Here is a 21,202-nt window from a genome sequence, read left to right on the forward strand (position 1 = left end):
AAGCCCGATGTTCCGGTTGCCGGCCCAGCGACGACGAGACGAGCGAGCCCGCCGCGCCAGCATGCGCGCGTGCCTGCCCGTTGCTGCCCACTGAACGCCGTGATGCGCGGCGGCTCGGTGCGGCAGCCTGCCGACCCTGAGCGCCGAGAAACCCGATGACCGAGCTTTCCATTTCCCTGCTGCCCGAGACGCCCGCCGACGATGCCGCCATCGAGCGGCTGATCGCCCGCACCTTCGGCCCCGGTCGCTATGCGCGCACCGCCTTCCGGCTGCGCGAGAACAACCCGCACCGGCACGACCTCTCCTTCACCGCCTATATCGGCACGATGCTGGTCGGCTCGGTGCGGCTGACGCCGATCCTCATCGGCACGGTTCCCGCGCTGCTGCTCGGCCCGCTCACCGTGGAGCCACCCTTCCGCTCGCACGGCATCGGCCGGCGGCTGGTGGAGCGGGCGCTGGAGGCGGCGAAGGCGGCGCTGGCGCAGGGCGATGGCGCGGCGCGGCTGGTGCTGCTGGTGGGCGACGAGCCCTATTATGGCCGCATGGGCTTCCAGCGCGTGCCGCGCGGGCAGGTGAGCCTGCCCGGCCCGGTGGACCCCGCCCGCGTGCTGGTGTGCCCGCTCGACGCCACGCCGATGGACGCGGTGCGCGGCCCGGTGCGCAAGGCGTTCGCCCCGGCGGCGGTTCACGAAAGCGCGTAGCGCAGCCGCACCATGCCGTTGGCGTAGCTTTCCGTCGCCTCCAGCGTCAGCCGCCGCGCGGGCGTGAGTTCCGGCGGGAACAGCGGAACGCCACCGCCGAGCAGCACCGGGATGACGAAAAGGTCCAGCCGGTCCAGCGCGCCGGCGGCGATGAAGGCGGCCTGGAGGCCGCCGCCGCCCACCACCCAGACCGCCGCGCCGGCGCTTTCCCGGAGATGGGCGATCAGCGCCGGCAGGCCGTCCTGCCACGCTTCCACCCCGGGCGGGGCGTCGGCGAAGGGGCGGGAGGTGACGATGATCCCGCGTTTGCCGGCATAGAGCCAGCCGCCCGGCATGGCGGCGACGGCCTCATAGGTCGTGCGCCCCATCACCACCGTGCCGATCTCAGCGATGAAGGCGCCATAGCCGGAATCGACGTCGTCGAACGGCGCGAGCCAGTCCAGCCCGCCCTCGCGGTCGGCGATGTAGCCGTCGAGGCTGGCGGCGATGAAGCCACGAAAGCGGTTCATGGGGGCACTCCGATTCGAGGGGAGCGCGAGCATGACCGGGGCCGGGCGCCCCGGCCAGTGCCTTACAGCGCGCCGAGCAGCGCCTTGTGGAAAGCCTCCGGCGCCTCGACCTGCGGCGAATGGCCGAGGCCGTCAAATTCGATCAGCCGGGCGCCGGGGATGGCCTTGGCGGTCTGCCTGCCGAGTTCCGCGTAGTTTCCGAGCGACTGCGCCACTTCCTGTGACGCGCGGTTGGCGCCAGGGGCGGTCTTGTCATTGGTGCCGATGAACAGCAGGGTCGGCACGGCGATATTGCCGAGTTCGTGCACCACCGGCTGGGTGAAGATCATGTCGGAGGTCTGCGCCTGGTTCCAGGCGACGATTTCCTTGCCCGGCCCGCCGGCGAGCCCGGCCGACATCGCGACCCAGCGGTCATAGGCCGGCTTCCACTGGCCGTTATAGTAGAATTTCAGCTGGTAGGCCTTGATGCGCTCGAAGCTGGTCGTCAGCTCGTTCTGGTAGAGCTGGTCGATTGTGGCATAGGGCACGCCCTTGGCCTGCCAGTCCTCCAGCCCGATCGGGTTGACCAGCACCAGCTTTTCCGTCGCCTGCGGAAAGGCGAGGGCGTAGCGCGCCGCCAGCATGCCGCCCATGGAATGGCCCATCATCGCAGCCTTCTCGATGCCGAGCGCGGCGAGCAGTTTATGGGTGTTGTCGGCGAGCTGGTTCAGGCTGAACTGGTAGCCCTCGGGCTTGGAGGAGGCGCAGAAGCCGATCTGGTCGGGCGCGATCACGCGGTAGCCGGCGCCGGCCAGCGCCCGGATGGTGGCTTCCCAGGTGGCGCCACAGAAATTCTTGCCGTGCAGCAGCACGATGGTGCGCCCGTTCGCCTCGGCGGTCGGCGCCACGTCCATATAGGCCATGCTCAGCGCCTTGCCCTGCGAGGCGAGGTCGAAGCGCTTCACCTCGAAGGGGTAGGCGAAGCCCTCCAGCTGCGGGCCATAGGTCGGGTGGGTGTCGGCGAGGGCGAGCGTGCTCAGGCTGACAAGCGCGGCGGACAGGCACAGGCGGAGGGGATTCACCAGCTTCGGCTCCATCTCTCGGGATCGGGTGCGGCGCCCTTGCGCCGCGCATGGCCGAGAAACTAGGGCGCCGAAGCTGACGGGGCGGTCACAAGGCCGGGAGAGGGACGATGTGCCCCCGGCGCCCGTTGATCTCAGAAGGCGCTCACCGCCCCTCGCGGGCCCAGGCGGCGGCGACGCCGGCGAGCAGGATCAGCAGGCCGGACAGACCGGCGAAGAGCGGGAACAGGCCGAGCCCGCGCACGACGGACACTTCGCGCATGGCAAGGCCCATCCAGTCCTCGCCGGCGAAGCGTTCGCCCGAGCGCACGGCGATGACGCGCGGCACCCCGCCCGCCAGATCCGCCATGCGCCAGACGCCGCCGCCGGTCGCCTCGACGGTCGGGCGCAGCGTCTGCGTGGTCGACGTCACTTCGGCGAATTCGCGCGGGTTGAGCGGGCCGACATTGACCAGCGCGGTGTGGGTGCCATCGGTGGCGCGCCACAGGCCGAGCATGTCGGCGGGGAAGCTGACGCGGAACAGGCCGGGCGCGGCCGGCTCCAGCGTCACCCGCCGCGTGGCGCCTGTCGGGGTGGTGATGGTGACCGGCGGGGCGCTGTCGCCCATGGTCTGGCGCTCGACCATGAGATCGCCGCCCTGGGCGACCATGCGCAGGCGCTCCTCCTCGAGGTCCGGCTCCTTCATCAGCCAGTGCGACAGCCGGCGCAGCAGATCGATATGCGGGCCGCCGCCCTCATAGCCGCGCGCCCACAGCCAGAAATGATCGGACAGCAGCAGCGCCACGCGGCCCTCGCCGACGCGGTCGAGCAGCACGACGGGCTTGCCGTTCGGTCCGTCCATCACGCTGGTGCCGCGCGCGACATCGGTATCGACCAGGCGGAAGAAGCGCGACCAGGCCGGCGGGTCGCTCTCCGAGCCCGGCAAGGCGCGGGTGACCGGGTGGCGCTGGCCGGCCTCGGTCAGCTGCGGGCGATAGGGCGTCTCGGTCATCTGCCCCGTGGGACCGGCGGGCAGGATGGAATCGAGCGGGGTGTAATAGACCGAGCCGTCCGAGATATAATCGGTGCCGGCGGCGACCAGCAGCGCGCCGCCTTCCTCCACATAGCGCACGATATTGTCGAAATAGATCATCGGCAGCACGCCCTGCTGGGCGTAGCGGTCGAAGATGATGAGATCGAATTCCTTGATCTTCTGCTGGAACAGCTCGCGGGTGGGGAAGGCGATCAGCGACAATTCGTTGATCGGCGTGCCGTCCTGTTTTTCCGGCGGGCGCAAAATGGTGAAGTGGACGAGATCGACATTGGCGTCTGACTTCAACAGGTTGCGCCAGGTGCGCTCGCCCACATGCGGCTCGCCCGAGACCAGCAGCACCCGCAGCTTGTCGCGCACCCCGTCGATCGAGACGGCGGCGCGGTTGTTGACGGCGGTCAGTTCGCCCTCAAGGCCGGCGGCCTCGATCTCGATGATGTTGGCCCCGGCATGGGTGATCTCGACCTCGATTTCGGCCGGCTGGCCAGCGGTGACGATGGGGCGGGCCACCACCTCGCCATCGCGGCGCACGGTGACGGCAACGCGCGCGCCAGAGGGGGCGCCCTCGTCCTCGACCTTGTAGCCGATGGTCTGGTTCTGCCCGACAATGCCGAAGCGCGGGGTGGAGGTTAGCGCCACGCGGCGGTCGCGCTCGCCCTCCTGGCCGGAGATGATGGCGTGCACCGGGGCGTGGAAGCCCAGCGCGGCGATGGTGGCGGGGATGTCGTGCACCCGCCCGTCGGTGAGGAAGATGGCGCCGGCCACACGCTCGGGCGGCACATCGGCGAGGCCGGCGGACAGGGCGGTGAACAGGCGGGTGCCGTCGACCTCGCCGGCGCCGCCGCCGGCATCGATGAAGCGGATTTCGGCGCCCTGTTCGCGCAGACGGGCGAGGCGGGTGTCGAGTTCGGCGCGGGCGGCCTGCGTCATCGCGGTGCGCTCGCCAAAATCCTGGCTGGCGCTCTGGTCGACGACGACCGCGACCACGGTGGAGAGCGGCTCGCGCTCCTCGCGGGTGAGCGAGGGGTTGGCCAGCGCCAGCACGGCCAGCGCGATCGCCAGCGCCCGCAGCAGCGAGCCGCGGGTGCGCGACACGATCACCAAAAGCGCGACCGCGCTGGCGATAATCGCGGCGGCGATCAGCCAGGGTAGCGGGATCAGCGGATCGAAGGCGAGGCCGAGATTCATGCGGGGGGGCCCTCGGCGCGGGTGTTACCCCCTCTCCCCTCGGGGGAGAGGGATGGGGTGAGGGGGCTACGCCCACCGGCAGCGTCGTCAACCCTCACCGACCCGCTGCGCGGGCCACCTCTCCCCGACGGGGAGAGGAAGGTGTGCCGGGAGAGCTGAGCGACACTCATTGCCCAAGCCTTTCCAGCAGCGCCGGCACATGCACCTGGTCGGCCTTGTAGTTGCCGGTCAGCACATACATGACGAGGTTGGCGCCGGCGCGGAAGGCGAGTTCGCGCTGGCGCGGGCCGCCATCGGAGACCGGCAGCATGGGCTGGCCGACATCGTCCAGCGCCCAGGCGCCGGCGAGGTCGTTCGAGGTGATGACCACGGGCGAGACGCCGTCGCCGGCGCGGGCGGGGCGTTCCTCCGCCTCGTCGGCCGCCGGCAGCGCCTCGACCCAGGTGGTGCCGCCGGTGAAGCGGCCGGGGAAATCGCGCAGCAGGAAGAACGCCTTGGTCAGCACATGGTCGCGCGGCACCGGCTCCAGCTCGGGGATGTCGAGGCCGGAGAGAATGGCGCGCAGCGTCTCATTGGCCGGCGAGCCGGCGCCGTTCGAGCCCGGCAGGGTGGTTTCGGCGTCGCGGGTGTCGAAGATGACCGTGCCGCCCTGCTTCATGAAGGCGTCGACGCGGGCCAGCGTCTGCGCGCTCGGGCGCTCGCTGCCGGGGACGATCGGCCAGTAGAGCAGCGGGAAGAAGGCGAGTTCGTCGGTGGCGAGGTTGACGCCCATCGGCTCGCCGGCTTCCAGCGCCGTGCGCTCGCCGAGAAAATCGGTCAGCCCCTTCAGCCCGGCGCGGCTGATGGCGTCGGTCTCGGCATCGCCGGTGACGACATAGGCGAGGCGGGTGGAACTGGTCGCCTGGATGGCGAAGTCGATCTCGCTTTGCGACATCGGCTTTTCAGGCGCGGCGGTGGCGGCCGGCGCGCTTTGGGCGAGCGGCTGCGTCAGCTTCTGGGGTTGCGCCTGCGCGCCCGGCGGCAGCAGCGCGGTGAGACCGAGCGCCAGTACCAGGGCGGCAGCCCCGCCGGTGGCACCCTTGGCCGCCCGGCGGGCGGTGAGGCGGGAGACGCCGCCGGCGAGCAGGAACACGATCAGCGCATCGACCAGCAGCAGGGCCAGCAGCGCCACCAGCAGCGGGGCGCGCAGGTCGCGCGGGGTGCTGTCGCGGTAGGGCTCCAGCCGGCCGAGGCTTGAGAGATTGAGCGGCACCAGCGTGTCGCGCGGCAGCAGCGCGTTGACCGCCACCAGCCCATCCGGCGGGCCATAGAAGCCGGGCGGATGGTCGGCAATGGCGCGGCCGCGATAGCCCACCGGGATCGCCTTGGCGGTCGGCATGCTGGGGCGGAAGGCGCCGAAGCCGTCGAGCAGGCGGGTGGGGGCGAGCGTCTCGCCGTTCAGCACCGGCCCGCCGGTGGCGTCCACCGCCGCCTCGCTGGCGGTGGAACCACCGAGCGCCACCACCCGGCGCAGCATTTCGACGAAGGCGCCCGAGATCGGCAGGTTCGACCAAGAGGTGTCGGCGGTGACATGGAATAGCGCCAGCGTGCCGGCGCCGCGCCGCTCGCCGGTGACGAGGGGCGTGCCGTCGGACAGGGTGGCCCAGGTGCGGGCGGCCAGCAGCCCGTCCGGCTCGGCCAGCACCTGGCGGTTGACGGTGATGTCGTTGGGCACCGGCACGTCGCGGAACGGGCCTTCGGGCGCGAAGCCCCCGAGCGACTGCGGCTGTTCCCAGGAGAGCGAGCCGCCGAGCACCCGGCCGCCGCGCCGCAGCGTGACCGGCACCAGCTCGTCCGAACCATTGGCGAGGCGCGGGCCGGCGAAGCGGATGAGCACGCCGCCGCCCTCGACCCAGCGGGACAGGCGGGCCTGCGTCTCCGGCGGCAGCGTGCCGACATCGGAGAGGATGATGACCGGCAGCTTCTGCTCGATGAAGCGGTCCACCGCCTCGGCGGTGGAGGCGCCCTCGGCGGCGCGGATATCGGCGAAGGGGGCGAGCGCCCGGGTGAGATAATAGGACGGCGCGAGCAGAGGCTGGCGCTGGTCGGCGGCGACGCCGGAAACGACGCCCACCGCGCGGCGGCGCCAGCGCTTGTCGAGCAGCTGCACCGCGCCGGCGGAGGCCTCGTCGCGTATGTCGAGCCGGGCCACCTCGTTGCGGATCTCCACCGGCAGGTCAAAGCGCGCCTGCGTCTCGCTGGTGCCGGGCTCGAAGGCGAACGGCACCTCGCCGAGCGGCAGGCCGCGCATGTCGAAGGCACGCACCACACCGGCGCGCGGCACGCCCTGGCGGTCGGCGCGCAGCACCTTCACGGTGAGGGCATCCACCGCATTGTCGGCGCCGGCCAGCGCCAGCGGCTCATTCACCCCGTCGACCAGCGTGGTGAGCGGGCGATTGCCTGTTATGGCCAGCAGGTCGGCCGGGGCGGCGCCGGGCCCGTCAAGCGCCACGCCGTCGGAGAGATAGATCACGCTCGCCTGCGGCGCGCCGGCCAGCGCCTTGGCGAGGCTGGCGAAGGCGCCGGCGCGGTCCGGCACGAAGGGCACGGGGGAAAGGGTGCGCAGGCGCTCGCGCGCCTCGTTCGGCGCCATCACGCGCGGCTCCAGCGGCGGCTCGCCGGTGGGAATGAGGATGACGCCGCGCCCTTCGAGATCGGCATCGGCGACCACGCCCTCGGCGCTGGCGCGGCGGGCGGCCCAGCCGGCGGCGGCCGGCCAGCCGGAATCGATCAGCAGCGCCACCGGGCCGGACGAGGCCGGGCCGGCGACGGGCGGATTCCAGATCGGGCCGGCGGCGGCGACGATGATGATGGCCGCCAACAGCAGCCGCAGCACGGTGAGCCACCACGGCGTGCGGGCCGGGGTCTCCTCCTTCGGCGGAATGTCCAGCAGCAGCCGCATCGGCGCGAAGGCGATCTTGCGCGGGCGCGGCGGCACGAGGCGCAGCAGGAACCACAGCAGCGGCAGGGCGGCGAGCGCGGTCAGCAGCAGCGGGGTGGCGAAGGCGAGGGGCAGCCCGAACAGGTTCATGCCGCGTGTCCCGTCTGGTCGGCGCCGTCGACGGCCGTGCCCTCACGCGGCGGCACGGCGCCATGGCCCCCGCTCATGCGCGCATGCAGCGCCAGCAGCACTTCGCTGGCCGGCCGGTCGGTGCGGTGGACGAGGAAGCTCCAGGTGCGGCGCTCGGCCTCGCGGCGGATGGTCTCGCGATGGGTGGCGACGCGGGCGACATAGTCGGCCCGCACCGTCTCGGCCCGGCCGATGGTCAGTGTCGCGCCGCTTTCCGGCTCGCGGAACTCGACCCGGCCGGAATAGGGGAAGGTTTCTTCCGCCGGATCGCAGACCTGCACCACATGGCCATGGGCGCCCGACGAGGCGAGGCCGGCAAGGCTCGTCACCACCTCGCGCGTCGGGCTCCAGAGATCCCCGAGCAGCACCACCTCGGCCAGCGGCGAGGGGGCGAAGGCGGGCGGCAGGCTTTGCGGCAGGCTGGGGGCGTGGATGAGCGATTCCGCCATCTTCTCGACGATGCGGCGCGAGGCGGACGGGTTCATGACGCCGGGAATGCCGACGCGCTCGCCGCCGCGCACCAAGAGCTCGGCCAGCGCGAAGGCGAGCACCAGCGCGCGGTCGCGCTTCGTCTCCCATACCAAGGGCGAGGCAAACACCATGGAGGCCGAAAGGTCCGGCCAGATCCACACCGTGTGGGCGGCCTCCCATTCGCGCTCGCGCACATACAGATGATCGTCGCGGGCGGAGCGGCGCCAGTCGACGCGGCTCGACGGCTCGCCATCGTTGAAGCGGCGGTACTGCCAGAAATTCTCGCCGGTGCCGGCGCGGCGGCGCCCGTGCAGGCCGTGATAGACGCTGGCCGCTATGCGGCGCGCCTCCAGCACCAGCCGCGGCATGGCGGCGATGAGGCCGGCTGCATCCTGCGCGGCGCTTCGCACGGCGGTATCGGCCTCGAACTCCACCCGGTCAGGTCTCCGTCACGCGGTTGGCGGCTCGCGCCGCGGTTAAACAGGTTCAGCCGATGCGCTTGGCCAGCTTGGCGATCACCCCCGGCACCGTCTCGCCATCGGCGCGGGCGGCGAAGGTGAGCGCCATGCGGTGCTTGAGGATCGGCTCGGCCAGCGCCACCACATCGTCGATCGAGGGGGCATAGCGCCCGTCCAGCAGCGCGCGGGCGCGCACCGCCAGCATCAGCGATTGCGAGGCGCGCGGGCCGGGGCCCCAGGAGATGAATTTGGAAAGGTCGCCGGCCTCCGAGCCCGGACGGGCCGAGCGGACCAGAGTGAGGATGGCCTCGACCACGGATTCGCCCACGGGCAGGCGGCGCACCAGGCGCTGGGCGGCGGCGAGTTCTTCCGCGTTCATCACCGCGCGCGGCTTGGTTTCCTCGGCGCTTGTGGTGTCGAACAGGATTTTCCGCTCGGAATCGCGGTCGGGGTAATCGACGTCGATCTCCATCAGGAAGCGGTCGAGCTGGGCTTCGGGCAGCGGATAGGTGCCCTCCTGCTCCAGCGGGTTCTGCGTCGCCAGCACATGGAAGGGCTTTGGCAGATCATGGCGCACGCCGGCGACCGTGACATGTCCTTCCTGCATCGATTGCAGCAGGGCGGACTGGGTGCGGGGCGAGGCGCGGTTGATCTCGTCCGCCATCAGCAACTGGGCGAAGACCGGGCCGGGAATGAAGCGGAAGGAGCGGCGCCCGCCCGCGCTTTCCTCCAGCACCTCGGCGCCGAGAATGTCGGAGGGCATGAGGTCGGGGGTGAACTGCACGCGGCGGGCGTCAAGGCCCAGCACCACGCCGAGCGTTTCCACCAGCTTGGTCTTGGCGAGGCCCGGCACGCCGACCAGCAGGCCGTGGCCGCCTGACAGCAGGGTGATGAGCGTGCGCTCCACCACCGCCTCCTGGCCGAAGATGACGGCGCCGATGCCGGCCCGGGCGGCGCGCACATTGGCAGCGGTGGATTCCGCCGTGCGGATGATCATGTCATCGAGGGATTCGAAATTCTCGCCGGTGGCGGACGTCATGCCGTTCTCCTGCAATCCCAAATCCCGCGCTCCACACCGCCCTGCCGGGCGTGCCGCGAGACGTTCTGTCTTTCCCACCCTGCTGGCATTGTGCGCTGCAACAATACGATTGCAATGCACCATCCGCAATTCCGCTGGTCGGGACTCGCGTGCCGGCATGGGCTTCCGAAGGACCGAGCTTACGCTATCTTGCAACCGCGTCGACTATCGGGCGGGGGATCACGACTGCGCGATTGCGGCTGTGTGACACGGATTGGTTCATGGATTCAGCGGTTTCCGGCCGATTTGACGAATTGGTGCGCGCGGTGGATGGCGCATCGCAACGGCCCCTGCCGCCGCTGGAGCGGTGGAATCCGCCCGATTGTGGCGAAATCGACATCGTGATCGACCGCGAAGGGGTGTGGCACCATGAGGGCCGCCCCATCCTCCGGCCGGCGCTGGTGCGCCTGTTCGCCTCGGTGCTGCGGGCCGAGGGGACGCGCCATGTGCTGGTGACGCCGGTGGAAAAGCTCGGCATCACGGTGGAGGATGCGCCCTTCCTCGCCGTCGAGATGGCGGTGGAGCCGGGTGAGGGCGAGCCGCGCCTCGTGTTCCGCACCAATCTGGACGACCTCGTCATCTGCGACCGCGACCATAGGCTGCGGGTCGAGATACGGGCGGATGGCGAGCCGCGACCCTATCTCTATGTGCGTCGCGGCCTGTGGGCCCGGCTGACGCGGGCCGTGTTCCTCGAACTCGCCGAGCGGGCGGAGGAGCGCGTGGTAGAAGGGCGGCCCGTGTTCGGCGTCGCCTCGGGCGGGGCGTTTTTCGCCCTGGCGCCCGCCGGGACGCTGAAGGAGGAGGGATGAACGCCGTGCCTGCCAACGTGCTGACGATGCCGGAAGCGAATGACGCGGCGCCGCTCGATCTCGGCGATTTTCTCGCCCGTGCCGGCACCCGCCTGCTCGCCGTGCCGGACCTCCATGGCGACCCGGTGCGCGGCGACCATGAACTGACCCCGGAATTCCGCGCCCTCGTCGACGCCCGGCCGGTGCGCGGGGCGGCGGTGCTGGTGCCGATCATCGCCCGCGAACGGCCCACCGTGCTGCTCACCCTGCGCTCGGCGCAGCTTTCCTCTCATGCCGCACAGATCGCCTTTCCCGGCGGCAAGATCGACCCCGAGGACGATGGCCCTCTCGGCGCGGCGCTGCGCGAGGCGCAGGAGGAGGTGGGGCTGGCGCCCGGCCTTGTCGCGCCGCTCGGCTATCTCGACGCCTATCTCGCCCGCACCGGCTACCGCATCATTCCGGTGGTCGGGCTGGTGCAGCCCGATTTCGGCCTGACGCTCAACCCGGACGAGGTGGACGAGGCGTTCGAGGTGCCGCTCGATTTCCTGATGAATGACGGCAACCACCAGCGCGAGAGCCGCGAATGGCTCGGCATGGTGCGGACCTTCCACGCCATGACCTATGAGAAGCGCCGCATCTGGGGCATCACCGCGGGCATTCTGCGCAGCCTCTATGAGAGGATCTACGTCTGATGGCCCGCATCCTCGCCCAGCTGGCGCTGTTCATCCTGCCCTTCCTCGCCTTCGCGCTCTATCTGCGCTACGGCCGCAAGGTCGATTCCTGGCTTTCGGGCTGGTCGCTGCGGGCGATGATCGTCTGCTCGATCATCGCGGTTCTGCTGGTGGCGGGCAGCCTCGTCGTGATGGAATCTTCCTCGCGCGGGCCGACCACCGGCCGCTACGTGCCGCCAACCTGGACGGACGGGGTGATGGTGCCGGGACATATCGAATGAACCCGCTGGTTGAGGGCCGGCCAAGCCTTGCCCGCGTGCTGGCCGCGCTCGATGGCGAGGGCGAGGAGGCGCGCATCGTCGGCGGCGCGGTGCGCGACTGGCTGATCGGGCGCGGGCTGCGCTCCGATATCGACATCGCCACCACCGCCTTGCCGGAGGAGGTGACGGCGAGGGCGAAGGCCGCCGGGCTGAAGCCGGTGCCGACCGGCATCGAGCACGGCACGGTGACGGTGATCGCCGATGGCGAGCCCTATGAGGTGACGACGCTGCGCGAGGATGTGGAGACCGACGGGCGCCGCGCCCGCGTCGTCTTCGGCCGCAGCTGGGCGCAGGACGCGCGCCGGCGCGACTTCACCATGAACGCGCTCTACCTCACCCGGTCCGGCGAGCTGGTCGACCTCGTCGATGGCGCGGCGGACGCGAAGGCGGGGTGCGTGCGCTTCATCGGCGATGCCGATACCCGCATCCGCGAGGACTATCTACGCATCCTGCGGCTGTTCCGCTTTCACGCCGCCTTCGGCCGGGGCCCGCTCGACCCGCCGGCGCTGGAAGCCGCCATCCGCAACCGCGAGGGGCTGGACCGGCTCTCGCGCGAGCGGGTGCGGGCGGAATTGATGAAGCTTCTCGTCGCCCCGCGCGCGGCCGAGACGCTGGCGCAGATGCAGCAGGCCGGCCTGCTGGCGCCCGTGCTCGGACGCGAGGGGGAGGTGCCCGCCTTCGTCCGCCTCGCCGAGGTGGAAGCCGCGCTGGGGCTGGCGCCAGACGCGGTGCGCCGGCTCGGCGCGCTCACCGTGCGCGAGGCAAGCGAGGCGCAGGCGCTGCGCGCGGGGCTGCGGCTGTCCAATACAGAGGCCGCGCGGCTGGAGGCGCTCGCCGGCCCGGCACCGACACCGGGCATGTGCGAGAAGGGGCAGAAGGCGTTCCTCTACCGCATGGGCCGCGAGCCGTTCCAGGACCGGGCGCTGATCGCCTTCGCCCGCTCCGGCGCGCCGCTCGACGATGAGGGCTGGCGGGCGCTGGCCATGCTGGCGGCGCAGTGGCCGATCCCGGTATTTCCGCTGAAGGCCGGCGATTTTCTCGCACGCGGCCTCGCCCCCGGCCCGGCGCTGGGCGCCGCGCTGAAGCGGGCCGAGGAGGCATGGATCGAGGCCGGTTTCCCGATGGAGCCGGCGGCCCTGGAGGGGATTCTGGCGGCGGCTGCGCAGGGCTGAGCCCCCCGGGTCACGCCGGTGAAGCCACCGATTCCGATGCCGCCCGGACCATAACCGACCAAAAAGAGAGCAGAGTCCCGCGATCAGCGAGGGTGGATCGGCGGCAGGGTCATCCGGATTCAAGGGGCCGCTGGTGGCAAGAAGGCGTGGCCCCGTCACAGCCCCATCAGGAACGCCGGCAGCAATTCACGTTCGCTGGTGATGTCGAGCTTGTCGTAGATCCGCAGCTTGTGGTTCTTCACGCCGCCGATGGAGATGTTCAGCAGCCGGGCGATGGAGGCGTTGTGGTGGCCCTCGAAGGAGAGCTGGACGATCTGTTTCTGCCGCTCGGTCAGTCCGTAAAGCCGCGCCAGCCGGTCGAGGCGACTGCCGAAATCCTGGGCTTCCTTGCGCAGCACGAAGATGCGCGCGTCGTGCAGCAGCGCATCGGTTCCCTCACAGGCCGGCCGGAACAGGCACCAGCCGCCATTGGCCGGGATGACGTGGCGGTCGGTGGAGGCGAGATGTCCCGGCAGCGCGGCGCGGTCGAAGGCTTGCCGCGCCGCTTCCATCCAGCCTTCGGACTGGAAGAGGGGGGTGCCATTGGCGGTGAGGATGAGGATTTCCGCCGAGGCGCCGCCGGAAAGCACCGCACTGCGCGCCACCTGCCGCTCCACCATGCGCGTCACATGCTGGCGGTGCATTTCCAGCAGCAGGTCGAGCATCTCGGAGGCGAGGCGCACCTCGCGCTCGTCAAAGGCTTCGCTATGCCGGTCGAGACACAAGGCGAGGAAGCTGCGCTCGTTCAGCGGCAGCAGCAGAGCGAGTTCGTCGACGATGCCGAGATCGACGTCGAGATAGCGCGCATAGGTCCGATCCAGCGAGCCATCCGCGCACAGCGTGCGCAGGCTGATGGCGCTGTGGCTCTCCCCGGCGAAGGGCGCGCGCGCGAGCGGATCGAGGCGCCAGAGCTTGTCGGCATAGGCGGACTTGGCCCCCGGCGCCATGCCGGATTCGGAGAGGATGCGGGGCTGCGCCGCTGTCTCGTAGCGTGCCATGATCCAGAAATCGCAGGGGATTAACGGCGCGACGGCGTCGATCACGCTCTCATAGAAATCGTCGCGGCCGATGCGGGAGAGCACGCGCGCCAGGTCCCGGCCGAAGCCGGCCGGAAGATCGTGGTCGCGTTGGTGGAGTCCCATGCCGGCCTGCTCCCTGTTGCTGCAGCCCCGGACTCAGGCAGAAACCATGCCACGGCTGGGCGAAGGCGCGGCGGGCGGTGACTGCGGTCACTATGGAAGGGCGACCGCCGCCGGCCTTATACATCGGCCATGAGCTGCGATGGTAGTCATACGCCGCTCCAAGAGGGAATGGTCGCATGTCTCGGTCTCGCGTGCTCACTCATCTGTCACCCAGCCGCCGCGACGTGCTGCGATTCGGCGCGCAGGCCGCGATGTTCGCGACCGTTGCCGCGCAAGTCGATTTCACCAAGCCCGCCTATGCCGGCGACACCAAGCTGACCGGCCCCCTCAACGTGCTCGCCTGGGCCGGGTATAACGACCCGGATCTGATGCGCGGCTTCACCGAGCAGACCGGCGTCGAGCTCAACATCAAGGAAGCCGAGAGCAACGGCGCGCAGCTGAGCCTGGTGCAGGCCGGCACCACCAAGTTCGACGTGATCAACCCGGACGCGGTGTGGACCGCCAAATTCGCCGCCGCCGGCCTCACCTTGCCGATCGACACCGCCAAGCTGCCCTCGCTCGAAGAGACGCTGCCAGCCTTCCGCAACCGGCCGGAGACGATGGTTGACGGCAAGGTCTACGCCATCCCGACCCGCTTCGGCGTCAACGGCTTCGTCTACTGGCCGGACAAGATTTCCGCCGCCTCCGCCGCCGATGCCGAGCTCGCCTGGGACCCCGCGCTGAAGAACCGGATCGAGATCATCGACTGGCCCGAGCTCTATCTCTGGATGACCGGCAAGTGGATCGGCCAGGAAAAGCCCGAGGAGGCGACCGGCGAGGCCCTCCAGAAGATCCTCGACAAGATGATCGCCTTCCGCCCCAACATGCGCGCGCTCCAGGCCGACATGGGCACGGTGAAGTCCGACCTCACCAACCGCGAGGCGTGGATGGTGTGGGGTTCGTCCAGCGACAATGTCCGCACCACCGCCCGCCTCGCCGGCGCCGATGTCGAACTGTCCATTCCCAAGCAGGGCGGCGCCATGTGGATGGAGACGCTGCAGATCGTGCGCGGCACCGAGCATCTCGCCTCGGCCATGGCCTATATCGACTACATGACCAGCGCCAAGGCGATGAAGCAGATGGCCTGGGGCGCGGACAAGTTCGCGGTGACCAATGCCAAGGTGAAGGACCTGCTCACCGCCGAGCAGGTGAAGGCGCTCGGCCTCGACAAGATGGAAGAGTGGGTCGCCAACTGCCAGATGAGCCTGGCGCCCGTCGACGAAAACGCCTGGGCGGATGCCTGGCAAACCTTCAAGATGGGCTGAGGCGTCGCAGATGCATATTCGCGTGATCGTGCCGGTGCTGGATTCCAAGGAGCTGGTGGGCAAGGCCGAGGCCGAGTACCGCTCCTTCGCCGGCGAAGGCGTCGAGATTTCAGCCGTGCCGCTGCGGCGCGGCACCCACTCGATCGAGGCGGAGTTCGATTCCGCGCTGGCCGCGCCGGAGGTGATGCGCCTCGCGCGCGAGGCCGAGGCGGATGGTGTGGATGCCTGCACCATCGCCTGCTTCACCGATCCGGGCCTGACGGGCGCGCGTGAGCTGGTCTCGATCCCCATCGTCGGGGAGGGCGAAGCCGCGCTGCACATGGCGGCGATGCTGTCGAACCGCTTCACCGTGTTCATCACCGAGAAGCCGCTCTTCCCGCTCATCCGGCGTGTCGTGGCGCGGTATGGGCTGGAGCGGAACCTCGCCTCGGTGCGGGCGGCGGGAGCCAGTGTGCTGACGCTGGACGAAGGCTGCCTTCCCCATATCATCGCCGAGAGCATCGACGCGGTGGAGCGCGATGGCGCGGAGGCGTTCGTCATGGGCTGCACCGGCACCGGCTTCGACATGGCTCAGGCGGTCGAGGAGGCGCTGCACCGCCATTTCGGCGTGGCGATCCCGGTGATCGATCCCGGCAAGGTGGCGCTGCATTTCGCCCGCGCCATGGTCGCGACGGGGCTGAAGCCGTCCAAGCTCGCTTACCCCAGGCCGGCCTTCGCCCGCGACGAATATGCCTTCGCCAGATGAGCGCCGCGCGTGACATTGCACGGCGCCGCTCGCGGCTGAGGGCGGCGCTTCCGGCAGCCGGCCTGCTGCCGCTGGTGCTGTGGCAGATCGTGTTCTTCGTCGTGCCGGTGGCGCTGATCCTGGGGCTCAGCGTCTGGCGCAGCCAGAGCTACCGCCTGATCCCCGCCTTCACCTTCGACAATTACATCGCCATCTTCGCCCGCCCGGCGATCTGGCGCGCCCTGCTGCTGTCGGTGGAGACGGCGGCCTTCGTCACCGTCGCCTGCGCCGTCCTCGCCTATCCCGTCGCCTATTTCATCGCCAAGAAGGCCGGCCGCTGGCGCGGGCTGCTGCTGGTGGCGGTGATCGCGCCGTTCTGGATCAGCATCGTCATGCGGGTGGCCGCGTGGCGGTTGCTGCTCGGCGAGCGCGGGGTGATCAACCAGATGGCGATAGCGCTCGGGCTCACCGAGGCGCCGATGAGCTTCCTGCTCTACTCCCCCGTCTCGACGGCGATCGGGCTGATCTACGCCTATCTGCCGCTTTATGTCCTGCCGCTCTATGCCGCCATCAGCAACATCCATGACAACTGGATCGATGCGGCGATGGACCTCAACGCCAGCCCCACCCGCACCTTCTTCGAGGTGATCCTGCCGCTGTCGGCGCCGGGGCTGGTGGTTGGCGCGGTGTTCTGCTTCGTGTTCGGGCTCGGCGAATTCGTGACGCCGGCCCTGCTCGGCGGCGGCAAGCAGCTGATGTTCTCGCAGGTCATCCAGGACGAGTTCCAACGCCGGCTGGACTGGCCGAGCGGGGCGGCGATGGCCGTGGTGCTGCTGGTTCTCGTCTTCGCGTCGCTGGCGCTGTCGATGAAATGGATCCGCCGCGCCAGCGGGGAGACAGGGCTATGAGCCGGCTTTCCCTCGGCTGGACGCTGCCGGCCTATTCGGTGCTGCTCTACGCCTTTCTCTACCTGCCGATCGCGGTGATCGTGCTGTTCGCCTTCGATGCCAAGGCGATACCGGGCCTGCCGATCGACACCTTCACGACGGACTGGTTTGCCGTGAGCCTCGCGGATACGCGGCTCGTCGGTTCGCTGTTCACCAGCATCCGCCTGGCGCTGCTGGCGGCGGTGCTCTCCACCGCGCTCGCCATGCCCGCCGCCATGGTGCTGGCCTGGCGGCCGGTGCGGATGAAATCGCTGGTGCTCTGTCTGGTGCTGGGGCCCGTTGTGCTGCCGCAGCTGGTGCTCGGCCTCGGCCTGATCGTGCTGTTCCGGGCCGCGCCCGACCTCATCGGATCGCCGGCCATCGTGCTGGCCCACACGACGATGACGTCGAGCTACGCGACGCTGATGCTCTATTCGCGTTTTCTCGGCTTCCGGCGCAGCTATATCGAGGCGGCGATGAATCTGGGGGCCGACGAGTTCGTCACGTTCCGGGAGGTGGTGCTGCCGCTGGTCGCGCCCTCGCTCATCGCGGTGCTGCTGCTCGCCTTTACCGATGCCTTCGGCGAGTTCGTCGTGGCGTGGTTCCTCGCCGGCTTCACCGAGACCCTGCCCATCGCCATCTGGACCTCGCTGCGGCAGGTCATCTCTCCCAAAATCTACGCGCTGTCCGCGCTGGTGATCCTCGTGACGCTGTTCGTCAGCGTCTCGGCGCAAATCTGGATCCTCGGCCAGAGCCGGCGCGAATGTGAGTCCTGACCGATGACCGAGCCAGTCCCCAACGCCGTCGAACTGCGGGCCGTGAGCAAGGTCTATGGCGCGTCGACCGCTGTCCGCGAGGTCTCGATGGACATTGCGCGCGGCGCCTTCGTCACCATTCTCGGCCCGTCCGGCTGCGGCAAGTCCACCTTGCTGCGGATGATCTCCGGCTTCGTCAGCCCCAGCTCCGGCGACGTGCTCATCGACGGCGTGTCCGTTCTCGGCGCCGCGCCCTATGAGCGCGACACCGCCATGGTGTTCCAGGACTACGCGCTGTTTCCCCACCGCACGGTGGCGCAGAACCTCGCCTTCGGGCTGCGCATGCGCAAGGTGGCGAAGGACGAGATCGCCCGCCGGGTCGAGGCGATGCTGGAGCTGGTCAATCTCAAAGGCTTCGGCGACCGACGGGTGAGTCAGATGTCGGGCGGGCAGGCGCAGCGCGTGGCGCTGGGCCGGGCGCTGATCGTGCGGCCGGCGGTGCTGCTGCTCGACGAGCCGCTGGGGGCGCTCGACCTCAAGCTGCGCAAGCAGATGCAGGCGGAGCTGAAAACGATCCACCGCGACCTCGGGCTCACTTTCGTCGCCGTCACCCATGACCAGGAGGAGGCGCTGACGCTCTCCGACCGAATCGCGGTGATGAATGGCGGCGCGCTGGAGCAGTTCGACACGCCGGAGAACCTCTACCGCCGGCCGGCGACACGCTTCGTCGCCGACTTCGTCGGCAACGCCAACCTGTTCGACGCGCGGCTTGGCAGCGATGGGCGGGTGGAGGCGCAGGGCCTGCCGCTGACCCTCTTCCTCAATCCCGTACAGCGCGGCGGACGGCAGTCCGGGGCCGCCATCGCGCTGGTGGTGCGCCCGGAAACCATCGCCGTCGGTGCCACTGCCCCGGAGAGCCATGACGGGCGCGTCGAGGCGCAGGTGGAGGAGATCATGTTTTCCGGCGCGGTGCAGCAGATCGTCGGCCGCCTGCCGGACGGGCGGCGCATCACCGCGCACCAGAGCGCCGCTCTGCCCGCGCCCGAGCGTGGCACCACCGCCGTCTTTTCATGGCCAAGCCAGTCGGTCTGGCTGGTCGACGCCTGACACCTTCAAGGCAGCAGTTTCATGCGCGAACTCCACTATGACGAACTGGAGGCGCTCGCCATTGGCGCGGGCGTCCTCGGGACGGGCGGCGGCAATCATCCGCATCTCGAACTCATGTGCGCCCAGGCGGAGTACCGCCGTGGCCGGCGCATCCGCCTGATCGACCCGGACGAACTTGCCGACGACGCCCGCGTCGCGGTGGTGTGCATCATGGGCGCGCCTCTGGTGACGAAGGAGCGCCTGCCGGAACCGCAGTCGATCTGCCGTGCCGTGCGGCGGATGGAGGCGCATACCGGCGCCCCCTTCGATGCCATCATGTCGATCGAGATCGGCGGCGAAAATGCCTTCTTCGCCATGCTGGTGGGCATGGAACTCGGCCTGCCGGTGGTGGATGCCGACACGATGGGCCGCGCCTTCCCCGAGGCGCAGATGGCGAGCTTCGCCATTCGCGGGCTGGAGGTGGCGCCCTTCGCCATCGCCGACATCCGCGACAATGAAATCCTGATCCCGCGTGCGGAGAGCGCCACCCGGGTGGAGCGGATTGGCCGGCGCATCGTGGTCGAGCTCGGCTCGATCGCCGGCACCTGCACCGCGCCGCGTTCCGGTGCCGAGGTGAAGGCGCACGCCATCCTCGGATCGGTCTCACGTGCCATCGGTATCGGCCACACCATCCAGGCCGCCAAGGCGGCCGGCGCCGATCCGGTGGCGGCGGTGGTGAACGGCGCGCATGCCCGGCTTGGCTTCACCGGCAAGGTCGAGGACGTCTCGCGCCGCACCGAGGGCGGCTTCGTGCGCGGCACGGTGCGTCTGGCCGGCAGCGGCGCGCATCAGGGGCAGGAAATGCTCATCGCTTTCCAGAACGAGTTTTCCGTCGCCCGGCGCGATGGCGCGCTGGTGGCCAGCGTGCCCGACCTCATCACCGTGCTCGACGAGGAAAGCGCCGAGGCGATCGGCGCCGAAGTGATCCGCTATGGCCAGCGCGTCGCGGTGATCCTGCTCGCCGCCGACCCGATCATGCGCAGCCCGGAGGGACTGGCCGTCGTCGGCCCGCGCGCCTTCGGCTACGATTTCGACTACCGCCCGTTCGAGGAGCTGGCCCGATGAAGCGCATCGGCATTGATGTGGGCGGCACCAACACGGATGCGGTGCTGCTCGACGGCGGCACGATCCTGCGGTCGATCAAGACCCCCACCACGGCGGACGTGACCACCGGGGTGAAGAACGCGCTGGCGCATGTGCTCGGCGGGGCCGACGACGCGGGGGTGGATGTGCGGGCCGTCATGGTCGGCACGACCCATTTCACCAATGCGGTGATCGAGCGTCGGGGCCTCTCCAAGGTCGCGGCGATCCGCATCGGCCTGCCGGCGGCCTCGTCCATCCCGCCCCTGGCGGACTGGCCGGCGGATCTGGCCGCCGCGGTGGCGGGGCCGGTCTTCCTGCTGGAGGGCGGGCATGAGTTTGACGGCCGCCCCATCGTCGCCTTCGACCGGGCCGGCATGCGCCGGGCGGCGGAGGCGATCCGCGACAGCGGCGTCACCGCCGCCGCGATCACCGCCGTGTTCTCTCCGCTCATCGCCGATTGCGAGACCGAGGCGGCATCCATCCTCGCGGAGGTCGCCCCCGATGTTACCGTCACGCTCTCCAGCGACCTCGGCCGTATCGGCCTGATCGAGCGCGAGAACGCCACCATCCTCAACAGCGCCCTGCACGCGCTGGCCCGGCGCACGGTCGCGGCCTTCCGGCAGGCGATCGCGGAATCAGGGCTCAACGGCCCGCTTTACCTCACCCAGAACGACGGCACGGTGATGCGCGCGGAGGAGGCGGAGCGGTTCCCGGTGCTGTGCTTCGCTTCCGGGCCGACCAACAGCATGCGCGGCGCGCATCTGCTCTCCGGCCTCGCCGACGCGGTCGTGCTGGATGTCGGCGGCACCACCACCGATGCCGGCATGCTGCGGGCCGGCTTTCCGCGCCAGGCCAATACCCAGGTCGACATTGGCGGCGTGCGGACCTTCTTCCGCATGCCCGACGTGGTGGCCGTCGCCCTCGGGGGCGGCACCATCGTGCGTGACGACCCCTTCGCCATTGGTCCCGATAGTGTGGGATTTCGTCTTCTCGAAAAGGCGCGGGTCGCCGGTGGCGATATGCTGACGCTGACCGATATCGGCGTCCGGCTCGGTCTGATCGAACTTGGCGACGCCGGGCGTCTCGCCGATGTGCCCGTCGCCCTGACCGAGGCGGTCAGGGGCTGGATTGGCCAGCGGCTAGCCGACCTCGTCGATCGCATGAAGACCAGCGCCAGCGACCTGCCTGTCATCGCGGTGGGCGGCGGCGCTTTTCTCGTGCCCGACAGCCTTCCCGGCGTCTCCACCGTCATCAAGGTCGCGCATGCCGGCGTGGCCAATGCCGTCGGGGCGGCCATGTCGCAGGTGAGCGGCGAGAGCGAGCGAATCTTCTACGGCGTGCCGCGCGAGGCGGCGATTGGCGAGACGCTGGCCGCCGCCCGTGACCAGGCCATCGCCGCCGGCGCGGATGGGGACACGCTCGTCGTGCTCGACATTGAGGACACGCCGATGTCGTACATTCCCGGCGATCCGCTGCGCGTGCGGGTCCGTGTCGTCGGCGACCTCGCGGGATGAGAGCGCCGGCCGC

General features: G+C 70.1%; 19 protein-coding genes. 12 read left to right on the plus strand and 7 right to left on the minus strand.

Annotation, left to right across the window (positions count from 1 at the left end):
* Positions 1–155 precede the first annotated feature (155 nt).
* A complete protein-coding gene (locus J2S76_RS13465; protein WP_307060953.1) occupies positions 156–701 on the plus strand; it encodes a GNAT family N-acetyltransferase in 546 nt (181 codons plus the stop codon).
* Here the strand turns inward: J2S76_RS13465 and J2S76_RS13470 are convergent.
* The 6 genes from J2S76_RS13470 to J2S76_RS13495 all read right to left on the minus strand — a co-directional run bounded on the left by J2S76_RS13470 (position 686) and on the right by J2S76_RS13495 (position 9,566).
* Positions 686–1,210: a dihydrofolate reductase family protein gene (locus J2S76_RS13470; RefSeq protein ID WP_307060954.1), complete on the minus strand. Its 525-nt coding sequence runs from the start codon at positions 1,208–1,210 to the stop codon at positions 686–688. The two genes, J2S76_RS13465 and J2S76_RS13470, sit on opposite strands and share 16 nt — an antisense overlap.
* 62 nt (positions 1,211–1,272) lie before the next feature.
* Positions 1,273–2,271, minus strand: coding sequence for an alpha/beta fold hydrolase (locus J2S76_RS13475; RefSeq protein WP_307060955.1), 999 nt, complete (start codon positions 2,269–2,271; stop codon positions 1,273–1,275).
* A 145-nt stretch (positions 2,272–2,416) separates the two neighbouring features.
* A complete protein-coding gene (locus tag J2S76_RS13480) occupies positions 2,417–4,489 on the minus strand; it encodes a hypothetical protein (RefSeq protein WP_307060956.1) in 2,073 nt (690 codons plus the stop codon).
* Positions 4,490–4,655: 166 nt separating this feature from the next.
* A complete protein-coding gene (locus J2S76_RS13485) occupies positions 4,656–7,559 on the minus strand; it encodes a DUF4159 domain-containing protein (protein WP_307060957.1) in 2,904 nt (967 codons plus the stop codon).
* The gene (locus J2S76_RS13490) at positions 7,556–8,503 is read right to left on the minus strand and encodes a DUF58 domain-containing protein (RefSeq protein WP_307060958.1); all 948 of its coding nucleotides are present in this window, start codon (positions 8,501–8,503) and stop codon (positions 7,556–7,558) included. Before J2S76_RS13490 ends, J2S76_RS13485 begins: the two co-directional genes overlap by 4 nt.
* Positions 8,504–8,555: 52 nt before the next feature.
* On the minus strand, positions 8,556–9,566 hold the full coding sequence (locus J2S76_RS13495; protein WP_018387168.1) for an AAA family ATPase: 1,011 nt from the start codon (positions 9,564–9,566) through the stop codon (positions 8,556–8,558).
* Between the two features lie 260 nt (positions 9,567–9,826).
* On the opposite strand from J2S76_RS13495, the gene J2S76_RS13500 reads away from it, so the two are divergent.
* The 4 genes from J2S76_RS13500 to J2S76_RS13515 are packed head-to-tail and all read left to right on the plus strand — an operon-like array spanning position 9,827 to position 12,556.
* Positions 9,827–10,414, plus strand: a complete 588-nt coding sequence (locus J2S76_RS13500; protein ID WP_307060959.1) for a DUF1285 domain-containing protein — start codon at positions 9,827–9,829, stop codon at positions 10,412–10,414.
* Positions 10,411–11,085, plus strand: coding sequence for a CoA pyrophosphatase (locus J2S76_RS13505; protein WP_307060960.1), 675 nt, complete (start codon positions 10,411–10,413; stop codon positions 11,083–11,085). Before J2S76_RS13500 ends, J2S76_RS13505 begins: the two co-directional genes overlap by 4 nt.
* Positions 11,085–11,345, plus strand: coding sequence for a DUF6111 family protein (locus J2S76_RS13510; RefSeq protein WP_307060961.1), 261 nt, complete (start codon positions 11,085–11,087; stop codon positions 11,343–11,345). The genes J2S76_RS13505 and J2S76_RS13510 overlap by 1 nt, the downstream gene beginning before the upstream one ends.
* Positions 11,342–12,556, plus strand: a complete 1,215-nt coding sequence (locus J2S76_RS13515) for a CCA tRNA nucleotidyltransferase (RefSeq protein WP_307060962.1) — start codon at positions 11,342–11,344, stop codon at positions 12,554–12,556. The genes J2S76_RS13510 and J2S76_RS13515 overlap by 4 nt, the downstream gene beginning before the upstream one ends.
* A gap of 155 nt (positions 12,557–12,711) precedes the next feature.
* On the opposite strand, the gene J2S76_RS13520 is transcribed toward J2S76_RS13515, so the two are convergent.
* A complete protein-coding gene (locus J2S76_RS13520) occupies positions 12,712–13,737 on the minus strand; it encodes a helix-turn-helix transcriptional regulator (protein ID WP_307060963.1) in 1,026 nt (341 codons plus the stop codon).
* 176 nt (positions 13,738–13,913) lie between these two features.
* On the opposite strand from J2S76_RS13520, the gene J2S76_RS13525 reads away from it, so the two are divergent.
* Genes J2S76_RS13525 through J2S76_RS13555 form a run of 7 tightly spaced genes read left to right on the plus strand, consistent with a single transcriptional unit; the run spans position 13,914 to position 21,189 of the window.
* A complete protein-coding gene (locus J2S76_RS13525) occupies positions 13,914–15,041 on the plus strand; it encodes an ABC transporter substrate-binding protein (RefSeq protein ID WP_307060964.1) in 1,128 nt (375 codons plus the stop codon).
* 10 nt (positions 15,042–15,051) lie between these two features.
* Positions 15,052–15,786: an aspartate/glutamate racemase family protein gene (locus tag J2S76_RS13530; protein ID WP_307060965.1), complete on the plus strand. Its 735-nt coding sequence runs from the start codon at positions 15,052–15,054 to the stop codon at positions 15,784–15,786.
* On the plus strand, positions 15,783–16,673 hold the full coding sequence (locus J2S76_RS13535) for an ABC transporter permease (RefSeq protein ID WP_307060966.1): 891 nt from the start codon (positions 15,783–15,785) through the stop codon (positions 16,671–16,673). Before J2S76_RS13530 ends, J2S76_RS13535 begins: the two co-directional genes overlap by 4 nt.
* Complete coding sequence (locus tag J2S76_RS13540) at positions 16,670–17,467, plus strand: ABC transporter permease (protein ID WP_307060967.1); 798 nt, start codon at positions 16,670–16,672, stop codon at positions 17,465–17,467. Before J2S76_RS13535 ends, J2S76_RS13540 begins: the two co-directional genes overlap by 4 nt.
* Positions 17,468–17,470: 3 nt before the next feature.
* The gene (locus tag J2S76_RS13545) at positions 17,471–18,553 is read left to right on the plus strand and encodes an ABC transporter ATP-binding protein (RefSeq protein ID WP_307060968.1); all 1,083 of its coding nucleotides are present in this window, start codon (positions 17,471–17,473) and stop codon (positions 18,551–18,553) included.
* Positions 18,554–18,574: 21 nt separating this feature from the next.
* Positions 18,575–19,657: an S-methyl thiohydantoin desulfurase family protein gene (locus tag J2S76_RS13550; RefSeq protein ID WP_307060969.1), complete on the plus strand. Its 1,083-nt coding sequence runs from the start codon at positions 18,575–18,577 to the stop codon at positions 19,655–19,657.
* On the plus strand, positions 19,654–21,189 hold the full coding sequence (locus J2S76_RS13555; protein ID WP_307060970.1) for a hydantoinase/oxoprolinase N-terminal domain-containing protein: 1,536 nt from the start codon (positions 19,654–19,656) through the stop codon (positions 21,187–21,189). The genes J2S76_RS13550 and J2S76_RS13555 overlap by 4 nt, the downstream gene beginning before the upstream one ends.
* Positions 21,190–21,202 lie beyond the last annotated feature (13 nt).

It is taken from the genome of Ancylobacter vacuolatus (assembly GCF_030813595.1).
Taxonomy (GTDB): domain Bacteria; phylum Pseudomonadota; class Alphaproteobacteria; order Rhizobiales; family Xanthobacteraceae; genus Ancylobacter; species Ancylobacter vacuolatus.